The 13347-nt window shown below is 61.2% G+C and carries 13 protein-coding genes; 3 read left to right on the plus strand and 10 right to left on the minus strand.

Features of this window, described 5'->3' with window-relative positions; genetic code table 11:
• Positions 1 to 86 precede the first annotated feature (86 nt).
• Positions 87 to 1175, plus strand: a complete 1089-nt coding sequence (locus HMPREF3153_RS09270; protein ID WP_070420642.1) for a glycerate kinase — start codon at positions 87 to 89, stop codon at positions 1173 to 1175.
• Here HMPREF3153_RS09270 and HMPREF3153_RS09275 read toward each other — a convergent pair.
• The gene (locus HMPREF3153_RS09275; RefSeq protein ID WP_005528817.1) at positions 1172 to 1570 is read right to left on the minus strand and encodes a hypothetical protein; all 399 of its coding nucleotides are present in this window, start codon (positions 1568 to 1570) and stop codon (positions 1172 to 1174) included. The two genes, HMPREF3153_RS09270 and HMPREF3153_RS09275, sit on opposite strands and share 4 nt — an antisense overlap.
• A 36-nt stretch (positions 1571 to 1606) precedes the next feature.
• Between HMPREF3153_RS09275 and HMPREF3153_RS09280 the strand changes: the two genes are divergently transcribed.
• Positions 1607 to 2809 (plus strand): amidohydrolase, encoded by a 1203-nt coding sequence (locus HMPREF3153_RS09280; RefSeq protein WP_070420643.1) that lies wholly within the window; start codon positions 1607 to 1609, stop codon positions 2807 to 2809.
• Positions 2810 to 2896: 87 nt separating this feature from the next.
• A complete protein-coding gene (locus HMPREF3153_RS09285) occupies positions 2897 to 5284 on the plus strand; it encodes a glycogen/starch/alpha-glucan phosphorylase (RefSeq protein ID WP_070420644.1) in 2388 nt (795 codons plus the stop codon).
• A gap of 67 nt (positions 5285 to 5351) precedes the next feature.
• Here the strand turns inward: HMPREF3153_RS09285 and HMPREF3153_RS09290 are convergent, their stop codons facing one another.
• The 9 genes from HMPREF3153_RS09290 to priA form a co-directional block, all read right to left on the minus strand.
• Positions 5352 to 6389, minus strand: coding sequence for an HNH endonuclease signature motif containing protein (locus tag HMPREF3153_RS09290; RefSeq protein WP_070420645.1), 1038 nt, complete (start codon positions 6387 to 6389; stop codon positions 5352 to 5354).
• Positions 6390 to 6556: 167 nt separating this feature from the next.
• Entirely contained in the window at positions 6557 to 7969 is a 1413-nt protein-coding gene (gene pyk / locus HMPREF3153_RS09295; RefSeq protein ID WP_046645399.1) for a pyruvate kinase, read from the minus strand.
• A gap of 209 nt (positions 7970 to 8178) precedes the next feature.
• Positions 8179 to 9075 carry a prolipoprotein diacylglyceryl transferase gene (lgt, locus tag HMPREF3153_RS09300; protein WP_070420646.1) on the minus strand — a complete coding sequence of 299 codons (897 nt, stop codon included), beginning with the start codon at positions 9073 to 9075 and terminating at the stop codon, positions 8179 to 8181.
• 29 nt (positions 9076 to 9104) lie between these two features.
• On the minus strand, positions 9105 to 9935 hold the full coding sequence (locus HMPREF3153_RS09305; protein WP_046645254.1) for an indole-3-glycerol phosphate synthase TrpC: 831 nt from the start codon (positions 9933 to 9935) through the stop codon (positions 9105 to 9107).
• Between the two features lie 70 nt (positions 9936 to 10005).
• Positions 10006 to 10638 (minus strand): TIGR02234 family membrane protein, encoded by a 633-nt coding sequence (locus tag HMPREF3153_RS09310; RefSeq protein WP_046645253.1) that lies wholly within the window; start codon positions 10636 to 10638, stop codon positions 10006 to 10008.
• Positions 10639 to 11001 carry a phosphoribosyl-AMP cyclohydrolase gene (hisI, locus tag HMPREF3153_RS09315; RefSeq protein WP_046645252.1) on the minus strand — a complete coding sequence of 121 codons (363 nt, stop codon included), beginning with the start codon at positions 10999 to 11001 and terminating at the stop codon, positions 10639 to 10641.
• On the minus strand, positions 10998 to 11762 hold the full coding sequence (gene hisF / locus HMPREF3153_RS09320) for an imidazole glycerol phosphate synthase subunit HisF (RefSeq protein WP_070420647.1): 765 nt from the start codon (positions 11760 to 11762) through the stop codon (positions 10998 to 11000). Before hisF ends, hisI begins: the two co-directional genes overlap by 4 nt.
• A gap of 36 nt (positions 11763 to 11798) precedes the next feature.
• Positions 11799 to 12560 (minus strand): inositol monophosphatase family protein, encoded by a 762-nt coding sequence (locus tag HMPREF3153_RS09325; RefSeq protein ID WP_005528804.1) that lies wholly within the window; start codon positions 12558 to 12560, stop codon positions 11799 to 11801.
• 3 nt (positions 12561 to 12563) lie between these two features.
• The gene (gene priA, locus HMPREF3153_RS12880; protein ID WP_005528802.1) at positions 12564 to 13346 is read right to left on the minus strand and encodes a bifunctional 1-(5-phosphoribosyl)-5-((5-phosphoribosylamino)methylideneamino)imidazole-4-carboxamide isomerase/phosphoribosylanthranilate isomerase PriA; all 783 of its coding nucleotides are present in this window, start codon (positions 13344 to 13346) and stop codon (positions 12564 to 12566) included.
• Position 13347 lies beyond the last annotated feature (1 nt).

Consider the following 13347-nt stretch of genomic DNA (forward strand, 5'->3'; position numbering starts at 1 on the left):
TGCAGAACAAAAAATAGTTTTCTATTAATCGACCAAAAATGCAACTCGGTATGAGCAGAAACACCCCTACGCCTATACTTTTCCGCATGCATATAATCGTCGCACCAGACTCTTTCAAAGGAACGGCAAGCGCAGCCCAAGCCGCCGCAGCCATCGCTGGGGGCTTGCGCGCCGCGCTTCCCGACGCCACCATCACCACCCTCCCCATGGCCGATGGCGGCGAAGGCACAGCAGAAATCCTCGCTAACGCCGCCGCCCTTTTCGGAGCTGAAGTGCAGACCATCACGCTTCCGACTACCGACGCCGTAGGCCGACTCACCGAGGCCAGCTACTACTTGGCCGGCGAGCAAGCGCTTATCGACGTCGCCTCCGCCACTGGTTTGCCCGCCGTCGCCGATGCTTTGAACCCACTGCACTCGGATTCCTATGGCACGGGTGTGCTCATCGCTGACGCGGAGTCGCGCGGCGCCAAGCACATCGTGCTGTGCCTCGGCGGCAGCGCCACCATCGACGGCGGCATGGGCATCCTTGCGGCGCTGGGCGCAGCGGCTCACGACGACCGTGGCTATGCCCTGCCAAAGGGCGGCGCCCCGCTGGTGCGCCTGGCAAGCATCGATACTGCGCAGCTCAACATCAAGGCGGGTGCGCTCGACTACACGCTCCTCGCAGATACCCGCGCCATCCCTGTCCAGGCCGCCACCATGTACGGCCCACAAAAGGGCGCCGAGGGCGAACAAGTTGCATTGCTCGCGGGTGCGCTGCTGCAGCTGTGCGAGGTAACGGGCGTCGACGAAACCGCCGAATCCTTCGGCGCCGCAGGCGGCATCCCCATTGCGCTGCGCTGGCTCTCGGAAACGCTGTGGGGCAACGACGAGCACTTCGAGTTGCTTGCCGGCGGAGCTTACGTGGCAGAAAAAATGGGCCTGCCCGAGAAGATTTCTCAGGCAGACCTCATCATCACCGGTGAAGGCCGCTTCGACGAGCAGTCGCTCACCGGCAAGGTCGTGGGAACCCTCGCGGACCTGGCGGACAAGACTCCCCTAGGCATCATCGCCGGGAGCATCGACGCCCCACTGCCCGACGGCGCGATAGGCGTGGAGCTGGGTAAGGAAGGCAACGTCGTCGAGCAACTGCGTGAAGCAGCCATCCAGCTAGCAGCTAAGTTTGCAGGCTAAGGCTGCACCTGGACGGACCACGGGAAGATAGCAGGACGCTCGTGTGCCACCTCGTCTTCCAACAAAACATGGTCCTTCGGGAGCACCGCGTGCGGGGTAAGCAGGCGCGCGAGCACCATCGTCAGCTGATTGACGGAGCCTTTTACTCCTTCGACGTTGATGTCGTAGCGGTAAACGTTAGCGTCTTCTAGCTCGCGATCCTCGTGCTCATCGCGGTAGGTCTGGCGCAGCTGCGCATCGAGGCCCTCTGGGATTTTGGGATCGGCCACGCGAGTAACGTTTGCGGCAGACAGAGTTCCGTTATCTAGGAGCTTTTGAGTGGCGGTGCTAAAGACTTCGGCGACGCGCTCGGCTTGGGTATCCGGCACAAGGACATCAAACTGAATAATTGGCATGTAGGTAACCCTACCCAAACTAGAAGAAGATTAGCTATGGCAGACTCCCTTAAAATCGCAGACCTCCTCACGACCAGCGCCGTTGACCTAAGCTGGCAGCGCGAATTCTACGAAGACCTCCACCGCCATCCCGAGCTCTCCCACGAAGAGGAGCGAACCGCGGGCCGCATCCTGGAGAAGTTGCGCGCTTTCGACTGCGAGATTGTCGACTCCATCGGCGGCCACGGCATCGTCGCGATCTTCCGCAACGGCGACGGTCCTACGGCACTGATGCGCGCGGACTTCGACGGGCTGCCTGTCGCGGAGGAAACGGGTGTCGACTTTGCCGCCACGAACGGCAAGATGCACGCCTGCGGCCACGACATGCACACCACGACTCTGCTGGGAGCATGTGCGCTTCTCGACGCCCACCGCGAGGCCTGGGCCGGCACCTTCCTCGCGCTATTCCAACCGGCGGAGGAGTCGTCAATGGGCGCAAAGTTCATGATTTCCGACTCACTGACCTCCCGTGTACCGAAGCCCGACATCTGCCTGGGCCAGCACATCATGCCGGGTAAAGCGGGCGACGTGCAGTCGCGTCCTGGGGCTATCATGGCTGGCTGCGATTCACTCCGCATCCGCGTCTTTGGCCGCTCCGCGCATGCATCCATGCCCCACGAGAGCATCGACCCGACATATATAGCGGCAATGATCGTCACTCGCCTGCAAGCCATCGTGGGCCGCGAGGTTGCTCCACATGACTTCTTCGTTATTTCTGTCGGCGAGTTGCATTCAGGCGATAAGAACAACATCATCCCTGAGACCGCCGAGTTGGTGCTCAACACGCGCTACTACAAGCCGGAAATCGCCACCCGCGTCTACGCGTCGCTGGAGCGCATGGTGCGCGCCGAGTGCGAGGCCTCTGGGGCTCCTACTCCGCCGACCTTCGAGTACTTCGCCCACGGCGAGGTCACCGACAACGACTTAGCCGCCCACGAAACCGTCCGCAGCATCTTCGACGCCGTCTTCGACGAACAGTCCGTCACCGCCTCTCCTTCCACTGCATCCGAAGACTTCTGCTACCTACCGCAGGCTTGGGGAGTTCCCTACTACTTCTGGTTCATCGGCTCCACCCCCGCAGAATTCGCGGACAATCCACCAGTCAACCACCAATCGACGTTCCTGCCGGACTATACCCCCACCGTTCAATCCGGTACCCGCGCAGCTGCCGCGGCGGTGCTGGCCTACTTGGGGAAATAGCGGCGTCGCCAAGCGCATGCCAGCGCAACTGAACCGATACCGTTAAGCTGACACACGGAAATTATCTTCTTAGGGATAGGTGAAACATTGAGCCAGCCAAAGCACTCCGCTTTTCAGTCCACTGTTCCTGCGCACGTGCGCTCCGCAGCCGGCGTACGCCCCACCACGGCGACCGACCGCAAGTTCTGGTCCGGTCTTTCCTCTGCCGTCATGGCGCAAATCGCCGACAACTGGGAGGCCACCCGCACCGCTTATGCCGCTACCCGCCAGCAGCACTACTTCTCCGCCGAATTCCTGCAGGGTCGCGCGCTCCTGAATAACCTCACGAACCTGGACCTCGTCGACGAGGCAAAGGCCGCCGCCAAACAGGGCGGACGCGAGCTTTCCGACGTCCTCGAAGCCGAGCACGATGCGGCCCTCGGCAACGGTGGCCTTGGCCGCCTGGCAGCGTGCTTCCTTGACTCTGCGGTCACGCAGGATTACCCGGTGACCGGCTATGGCCTGTTGTACCGCTACGGTCTGTTCCGCCAGTCCTTCGAGAATGGCCGCCAGAAAGAGGAGCCAGATGCGTGGATGGAAAATGGCTACGAGTTTGTGATTCGTCGCGCTTCCGAGCAGCGCCGCGTTCACTTCGACGACATGGACGTCCGCGCGATTCCTTATGACATGCCAATCACTGGCTACGGCACCGACAACGTGGGTACGTTGCGTTTGTGGAAGTCTGAGCCGATCGATGAGTTCGATTACGATGCCTTCAACTCACAGCGCTTCACCGACGCGATTGTCGAGCGCGAGCGCGTCATGGATATCTGCCGCGTGCTCTACCCCAACGACACCACCTACGAGGGCAAGGTGCTGCGCGTTCGCCAACAATACTTCTTCGTATCTGCGTCCTTGCAGGCGATGATCGATAACTACATCGAGCACCACGGTTCCGACCTGCGCGGGTTCGCTAAGTACAACAGCATCCAACTCAATGACACCCACCCGGTTCTGGCCATCCCGGAGCTGCTTCGTTTGCTGCTTGATGAGCACGATTTGTCGTGGGACGACGCGTGGAAGGTCGTGACCGAGACCTTTGCCTACACCAACCACACCGTGCTGGCCGAGGCGCTGGAGAGCTGGGAAGTCTCCATTTTCCAGAAGCTTTTCTGGCGCATCTGGGAGCTCGTGGAGGAAATCGACCGCCGCTTCCGCGAGGACATGGCTACCAGGGGCCTCGATCAAGGGCGCATAGACTACATGGCGCCTGTGTCCAATGGCCAGGTGCACATGGCATGGATTGCCTGCTACGCCGCGTACTCCATCAATGGTGTGGCTGCACTGCACACGGAGATCATCAAGGCCGACACGCTGTCCGAGTGGCACGAGCTGTGGCCGGAGAAGTTCAACAACAAGACCAACGGCGTTACCCCGCGTCGCTGGTTGAAGATGTGTAACCCGCGCTTGGCCAAGCTTTTGACCAAGCAGTCCGGTTCGGATGAGTGGGTCACTGACCTCACCAAGCTCGCTGAGCTGGCTGAGTTGGCGGAGAATGAGAAGGTTCTGCGCAAGCTCATGGAGATCAAGCACAAGAACAAGGTGGACTTCGCCCAGTGGGTAAAGGAGCACCAAGGCGCCGAGATAGATCCGGATTCGATTTTCGACGTTCAGATTAAGCGCCTGCACGAGTACAAGCGCCAGCTCATGAACGCCCTGTACATCTTGGACCTGTACTTCCGTATCAAGGAAGACGGCGAATCCGTACCGAAACGTACCTTCATCTTCGGCGCCAAAGCGGCTCCGGGTTACGTGCGCGCCAAGGAAATCATCAAGCTCATCAACACCATTGCGGAGTTGGTGAATAACGACGAGGACACCCGCGACATCATTCGCGTGGTCTTCGTAGAGAACTACAACGTCTCTCCTGCCGAGCACATCATCCCAGCGGCGGATGTTTCCGAGCAGATTTCCGTTGCCGGTAAAGAGGCTTCCGGCACGTCCAACATGAAATTCATGATGAATGGTGCTTTGACGCTGGGCACGATGGACGGCGCGAACGTTGAGATCGTGGAGGCCGTTGGCGAGGACAACGCCTACATCTTCGGCGCACGCAACGAGGAGATTCCGTCCCTGCGCGAATCCTACAACCCAGGCGAGCTGTACAACACGGTTCGAGGCCTCAAGCGTGTCCTCGATGCGCTTAACAACGGCACGTTGGGCCACGAGAATTCCGGCATGTTTGGGGACCTACGCTCTTCGCTTCTCGACGGCCAGGGAGTACATGCCCAGGACACCTACTACGTCCTCGGTGACTTTGAGTCCTACCGCGAAGCACGCGACCGTATGGCCAATGATTACGTCGCCGCCCCACTCGACTGGGCGAAAAAGGCATGGCTCAACATCTGCCTGTCTGGCCGCTTCTCTTCCGACCGCACGATTGCCGACTACGCCAACGAAGTGTGGAAGCTCAACCCCGCTCCGATTAACCGCTAACCGCAGGCACGACTAGTAGGCGCTAGGGATCTTCCCTAGCGCCTTTTGCGCGTGTGGTGGTCGAGTCTTAAGGCGGTGGCCGCAGGTCTTGTTTGATAAACACCGGCTTGCCTGACTTGGGCGATATCCAGGCCAGCCGGCCGCCCACCCGGCCGATGCGTCCGCGGTGGGCTGGTCCGGCAGGGTCGTCTTGGTTGAGGCCATTGTGATAAACGCACAACGGAACCAGGTTGTCGAGGTTAGTCATCCCACCGCCTCGCCACGACTCGATATGGTGGATCTGGCATTCGTCGAAAGGCACCTGACAACCTGGCCATACGCAATGGCGGAAGCGTGCTTTGAGGATTGCACGCTGCTTATCGTTGGCCACGCGCTGAGTCCGGAAAGCGTCTATGGGGCCTTCCAGCGGATGCACCAGCACGGCCTCGCCATGGTGGGAAAGCGCTCGTTGAATGTACTGCGCCCCAGACATGACCGCACCATTGCTGAGCTCGATGGTGACTTCCTCACCGTCGCCGTCAACGATGCGGTCGAGCTGGTCCAGATACACAATCGCCGAGGTATGAACTTTTACTACCCCGCTATCGCTTCCTCCTGCGACCAAAGCCCGGAATCCTTCCAGCTCTCCTTCTGCATGACGGAGCAGGGCGCGGAAGTCGGCAATGGTTAGCGCAGTGTCGGTGATGCGGATGGACCCGAGTCCGTTGGCGTGACGGGAGTGTGTAACCTTCGGAGCCGGTTGCGGTGGGGTGAGGATTTCGCGCAGTCGCTTGCGGGCGACAAAGTCGATACGGTTGCCCGGAGTCTGGCACAGCTCGACGCGCAGGTCCCACGCTTGTCGCTGGCCGCGCACCCGCGAGACATACTTCTCAATCTGACCCAGCGTGCTGAGACCATGGCGCTGGCGCCGCGCACCGGCGACCGCCCGCGCTTGTTTGCGACTAAAAGGTGTCTTGCCATAGTAAGCCGCTGCGAGGGTGAGCAGGAAGTCGGCGTCGTCAGGCGCGGCTCCCATGGAAACCATGTCAGACTTACTCAGCGCAGCTGCCTCGGCGAGGAGTTCCACGCCGAGGGCACGCGCCTGAAAATACGTCTGAAGGTTCATACCTCACACGCTAGAAGCATTTCCCAGGCCCCTACAAGAGCGATTTCTAAGCCTGTGGATAACTCCCGCAAAAATCTGCTTTTTCACAGCCTCAGATGACCCGACAACAAAGTTATCCCCAAAACCACGAAACCCCCTGCGCGAGGCAGGGAGTCAACGAGTGAGAATTAGTTGCTCTCACCAAGCAGGTGGCACTGAATCATGTTGGTGTTGCCAGCGATTCCCGGAGGAGTACCGGCGATAACCACGATGAGGTCGCCTTCCTTGTAGTTCTCCATAGCAAGCAGAGAACGATCGATGGTGGCCATCATGTCGTCAGTGGAGTCGACAGCGTCGCTCAAGAAAGTCTGAGCGCCCCAGGTCAGGGCAAGCTGCGAACGGACAGCTGGGTCCGGTGTAAAGGCCAGCAGCGGTAGCTTGGAGTGCAGACGAGCCACGCGCTTTGCGGTGTCACCGGAGGTGGTGAACGCAACGATTGCCTTCGCGTTGAGGCGCTCTGCGATATCGCGAGCCGAGTAGGACACAACGCCGCGCTTGGTGCGTGGAACGTGCGACAGCGGCGGAACCTGTCCGCCAGACTCAGCGTTCTGGACAATGCGACTCATAGTGCGGACGACGTTCTGCGGGTCGATACCAACGGAAGTTTCTCCGGAGAGCATCACGGCATCGGCGCCATCAAGGACGGCGTTGGCGACGTCGGAAGCCTCGGCACGGGTCGGGCGCAAGTTGCTGATCATGGAATCCAGCATCTGGGTAGCCACGATGACTGGCTTGGCGTTCTCGCGTGCAATCTGGATAGCGCGCTTCTGGAAGAGCGGAACCTGCTCGAGCGGAACCTCAACGCCGAGGTCGCCGCGAGCAATCATGATGGCGTCGAAAGCCAGAACGATGGACTCCAGAGCATCGACTGCCTCTGGCTTCTCCAGCTTCGCGATGACAGGAATGCGACGGCCTTCCTCATCCATGATGGCGTGAACCAAGTCCACGTCAGCTGGCGAGCGCACGAAGGAAAGCGCAATCATGTCGACGCCCAGCTTCAGGGCGAAGCGCAGGTCGGCGATGTCCTTCTCGGACAGGGCAGGCACGGAAATGTCCATGCCTGGCAGGGAAACACCCTTGTTGTTAGACACTGGGCCACCCTCGGTGACCTCGCATACGACGTCGTTGCCGTCCACTTCCTTGCAGACAACGGCGACCTTGCCGTCGTCGATAAGCAGGCGGTCACCTGGCTTCGCGTCGTTGGCCAGGTTCTTGTAAGTGGTGGAAACTCGGTCGTGAGTGCCCTCGACGTCATCCACGGTGATGCGGACGATTTCGCCGTCTGCCCACATCTCTTCGCCATTGACGAAGCGACCGAGACGGATCTTTGGCCCCTGCAGGTCGGCGAGGATGCCGACTGCCCGGCCAGTCTCGTCCGTTGCTTCACGAACCCAACGGTAGTTGGCTTCGTGATCGGTGTGATCACCGTGGGACATATTGAGGCGTGCTACGTCCATACCCTCGCGCACGAGGCCAAGGATTCCGTCCTTGCTTGCCACGGCCGGTCCCAGAGTACAAACGATTTTGGTTCTTCTATCCAGCATTGAAAGCCCTATTCACGTCGGAAATGCTAACGCCACCCAACGTACCCGCGTTCGCGCTCAACGGCCACTGCAAAAGCCAACACAAAACCTCACGCCCACAGAAAAATCTTTGGGAAACCGGGTAAAAAGGACCTTAAAACGGTCACAAACGGGCGTGAGCGGGCAGAATGGCCACGCGTCAAAGAAGCATAAACGCTGCCAAATTCCTAGTGTGATTCAGCCGACGCTCTTGACGACGCCCCCTCATCCCCACGTGGATTGACCTCCTCCGGGCTTTCCTGCCCGCGCGGCAGACGGAAGAACACAATGAGCGCCACCACAAACAGAACCACCGAAACAATGACGTTGATGCGCAGCCCGAATACCAACGTGGCCTCGTCGGCTCGCATGTTCTCCACGAAGAAGCGGCCCAACGTATAGCCCGCCACGTAGAGGGCAAAGAGACGACCATGGCCCAGTTTCCAAGCTTTTTGCGCCCACAACAGGAACAGGCACACGAGCACGTTCCACACCAGTTCGTAGAGGAAGGTCGGATGCACGGAGGTCATAACCTCGCCCGTGGAGTGCCCGGAGACTGGTGCGTACTCCCCCGCCTCGTTAACGCGGTAGAAGATATCAAGTGCCCACGGAACGTCGGTAGGGCGCCCGTAGAGTTCCTGGTTGAACCAATTACCCAAGCGTCCGATGGCTTGGGCCAGGATGAGGCCGGGGGCGACGGCGTCGGCAAACGGCGCCATGGGCACCTTTTTGACCTTGAACATGACCCAGATAGCAAACACGCCAAGCGCCACCGCGCCCCAGATGCCGAGTCCGCCGTTGGCGACTTTCAGCGCATCGACCGGGTTGCAGTCCGCGCAAAAGTACTTCTCGTGGTCAGTGATGACGTGGTACAAACGCCCGCCGATGATTCCGGCCGGGATGATGACAATCGCGGCATCCCACACCACATCTGGGTTGCCGCCGCGCGCTACGTAGCGCCGGTGAGTCATCCACATCGCCACCAGAATGCCTGCAATGATGCAGAGTGCGTACGCACGCAGCGGGATTGGACCAAGTTGCCACACGCCTTGCGGCGGGGAAGGGATGTTCGCGAGGATTTGCACGCTAAATAGTTTGCCCTATGTGACGCCGCCTAGTCCATCTTGCGCGAGGGACACGCCGGGTGTTGGCCCGCCGCCACCAAGGAACGCGCCGTAGCCGCTGGGTCTTGGGCGGCCATGATAGCCTCGCCAACCAACACCGCATCCGCCCCCTGCGAAGCATAGGAGAGCACGTTGCGCGGCGAATTCACGCCACCAATCGCGATGCGGACAATCGATTCCGGCAGGCCCGGCACAATCTCCGAAAAGGCCTCGCGGTTAATCGCATCCGAGACCACCGACCACGCATTAATGGCCACCACGCTGCCGCCGGCTTTGATAGCGCGGTCAACCTCGTCGCAGGACCGGACCTCCAAGATGGCCGTCATCCCTAAGGACTCGATGCGGTCGAGCAGAGCCTCCAAACGTGCCTGTTCCAAAAGCTCCACCTGCAGCGGCACGGCGTCGGCACCGTAACAGCGCGCCTCGTGAATCTGATAGGGGTCCACCACGATGTCACGGCAAATCATCGGGATATCAATGGCTGAGCGCGCCGCGCGCATGTCTTCCAAAGAACCATGGAAACGGCGCCTATCCGTCTGACACGCCATCAAATGCACGCCGGTATCCGCCAGCTGGCGCGCCATCGCCGCCACCGATTCCGGCGAGGCCAGGTGAGCGATTTCGCCCGCATAGGGAATGGCGCGTTTGATTTCAGTGATGATCGAGCAGCCGTTACGCAACAGCGCAGCGCGTACGTCACGGGGCTCTTCCATGGAGCGGGAGCGAGCCTTGATATCCTGAAAGGAGACGCGGGCCTCGCGCACGGCGACGTCGTCAAGCACACCTGCTATCAGGTGGTCTACCGCGATAGGTGTGGACATCAGCACCTCCCTCCATAAGGGCGTTTTAGATCACACTTAGGCTATCGCGTCAACACCTCGAATCTAAAATCTAGTCCCGCTTTACATCCGTGGGATCAATGTCATTGTCGAGGGCGTCCCACATCACGCGGCCGGAGTCGGTGGTGGTTTCCAGTTCCTCGGCGATCATCTCCTGGCGGGCGGCGGGGGTTTCGTACTTGGTGGAGCGCGGCTTATCGACGCCCGGCTTACGCACCAGGAGGACCGCTCCAAACAGGGCCACTGCCGCGCCGATAATCGCGATGACCGGCCCGCCCTTGGAGACCTCGGTGCCAATCACGATAGCCCAGTCCGAGATTTGTGCGCCGTTGACGGCATTTTCGTCGGAGGAGCCGGCACGCAGGAGTTCCTGGGCGCGGGCGGCGTCCGCGCCGTAGGTCAGCAACGACACTGGGTTCCATGCCACGGCAGCGGCCGCGACGGCGCATACGGCAGCCACCACGCGGCGCGCTGTACGACGCAGCGCAGCACCCGCGACAGCGCCCACGAGGAGCACCAAGGTCAACGCGATAAGCTCCAGCGACCAGAAGGAGCCGATCATGTCCACGATGCTGAAGCCGGATTTATCGTCCTCCACTGACGCGATGGCCCAGGTCATGCGAGATGAAAGCCACAACAGGATTGCTCCAACTGCGATAAGGAGCGGGCCAATACGGCGTGCCATCTAAAAAGCGCCTCCCAAAAGGTCATGAGAATCAAAGCAGGTGCGGTCCCCCGTGTGGCAGGCCGCGCCTTCTTGGCGAACTGTAATCAGGATGGTGTCGCCATCGCAATCCAGACGGGCGCCGAGGACCTCTTGGGTATGCCCCGAAGTCTCGCCCTTAATCCAGTAGGACCGGCGCGAGCGCGAATAATACGTGCCCTTACGCGTGGCCAGGGTGTGGGCCAGCGCGTGGTCATCCATCCACGCCATCATGAGGACCTCGCCCTGCTCGGATTGCGCGATGGCGGGCACCAGACCTGCCTCGTTGCGCTTAAGGAGCGCCGCGATGGAAGGGGCGAGTTCGTAGTCTGCGGGGTTGCTCACCGGCGCACCTCGTAAGAGGCCTCGGCAAGCGCGTCCTTGACCTCCGCGATCGAGACCTCACCGAAGTGGAAGATGGAGGCGGCCAGTACTGCGTTGGCACCCGCGGCTACGGCCGGCGGGAAGTGCTCCGCCTTGCCCGCCCCGCCGGAGGCAATCACAGGGATGTTCACCGCCGCGCGCACCTTTTCAATGAGCTCGATATCGAAGCCGGCTTTGGTGCCGTCGCCGTCCATGGAGTTGAGGAGGATCTCCCCCACGCCCAGCTCCGCACCGCGCACAGCCCATTCGATAGCGTCAAGGCCCGCCGACTTCGTGCCGCCGTGCGTAGTGACCTCGAAGCCGGAAGGCTGCTCAGCACACCGGCGGGCGTCGACGGAAAGGACGATGCATTGGGAACCGAAGACGTCGGCAAGCTCGCGGAGCAACTCCGGGCGCGCAATCGCGGAAGAATTCACGGAAACCTTATCCGCCCCGGCGCGCAGGAGCTCGCGTACGTCGCTCACGGAGCGCACGCCGCCGCCCACGGTCAGCGGGATGAAGACCTGATCCGCAGTGCGCTTGACGACGTCGATCATCGTTCCGCGCCCATCCTTCGACGCGGAGACATCGAGGAAGGTCAGCTCGTCTGCTCCGAGCTCGTCGTAGCGAGCAGCAAGCTCGACTGGGTCGCCTGCATCGCGCAGGTTCTCGAAGTTCACGCCTTTGACGACGCGGCCATTGTCTACGTCAAGACAAGGAATAACACGCACGGCCAGCGCCATTGCATCCTCCTAAAAGATAAAAATTGGAAAGTTAAGCTAGCGGTGGCGAGCCACGATGTCGAGGAGTGCGGCATGCACCTGCGGGGTGCCAGCCACAAGGCCGCGGGAGGACGGAGTCCACTCGTTGCCTTCGGGATCGGTGGCGATACCACCAGCTGCCTTGATGAGCAGGGCACCCGCAGCGTTGTCCCACGGGTGCGGCGAGAAGTTGACCACGCCGTCAAACACTCCTTGGGCCACAAACGCGGAGTCCACGCCCACAGATCCGGTCATGCGCGGGCGCAGGCCGGTCTCGCGGATCTCGTGGAAGATGTCCGTGGGCAAGTGCGAGGAGCAGCCGACGTGGCCGCGGGCCTCGTCGAAGCCGGTAGCGGGGCCACCGATGGAGCGCAGCTGCATGCCGTCGGCCGCCACGAGTCGGCGCCCCAGCAGCGGGAAGTCCGCGACCGCCACGACGGGCGCGCCCTCGTGGATGAGGCTGACCAAGATGCCGCACAGCGGATTGCCCGCGGAGTAGTTGGCCGTACCGTCGATGGGGTCGACGACCCACATGGTGGAACCAAACTCTGCCGCATCATCACCGCCGAAGCTCGTGGATTCCTCGCCATAGACCTCAATGCCCGTGAGCTGCGTGAGGTGCAAGCGCAGTTGTTGCTCAATCTGCAGGTCTACCTCGGTGGCAAAGTCGCCTTCGCCCTTAAAATGGGCAGGCGGCGCGCCTAAGCCGGAGCGGAAAAGCTCCTCTACTTGGTCAACAGCCGCCTCGGCAAAGGCCACCAGCTCACGGGGTTGGGTCATGGCTTAGCGCTCCTCGATGGGGTCAATGTAGTCCTCTTCCGGCAGCGGTTCCACCTCGGCCACGGCGGCCAAGGCTTCCTCGAGGCTAAACCGACCCTCGTAGAGCGCCTTGCCGATAATCGCGGAGTCGATGCCCTGGTTCTCATAAAGTGCGAGCTCGCGGAGGTCATCGAGGGTAGAAATGCCGCCCGACGCCGTTACCTTGGCGTCGGTAGCCGCGGCGACCTCGCGCAGCAGCTGAACGTTAGGGCCTTCCAGTGTGCCGTCCTTGGACACGTCAGTGACCACAAAGCGCGTGCAGCCCGCAGCGTCGAGGCGCTCGAGCACCTCCCAGAGGTCGCCACCGTCGGACACCCAGCCGTTGCCGCGGGTACGCCATTCGCCATCCTCCAAACGCACGGCGAGGTCAACGGCTATCTTGTCGCCGTGCTCTGCCAACACCTTTTCGATCCACTCCGGATTCTCCAGCGCCGCAGTACCGATGTTGACGCGGCGTGCGCCGGTAGCCAGCACGCGGGCCAGCGACTCGTCGTCACGGATGCCGCCGGTGAGCTCGACCTGAATATCAAGCGAGGAGGTAATCTCAGCCATCAGCTCGTAGTTAGAGCCGCGGTTAAACGCTGCGTCCAGGTCCACGAAGTGCAGCCACTCCGCGCCCTGCGCCTGCCACTTCTCCGCAGCTTCGCGGGGTGCGCCATAGGACTTCTCGGTTCCGGCTTCGCCCTTATCTAGGCGGACGGCTTGGCCATCGACGACGTCGACAGCGGGCAACAAAGTAAAGCTCATA

This window comes from Corynebacterium sp. HMSC06C06 (assembly GCF_001807295.1).
GTDB lineage: Bacteria > Actinomycetota > Actinomycetes > Mycobacteriales > Mycobacteriaceae > Corynebacterium > Corynebacterium striatum.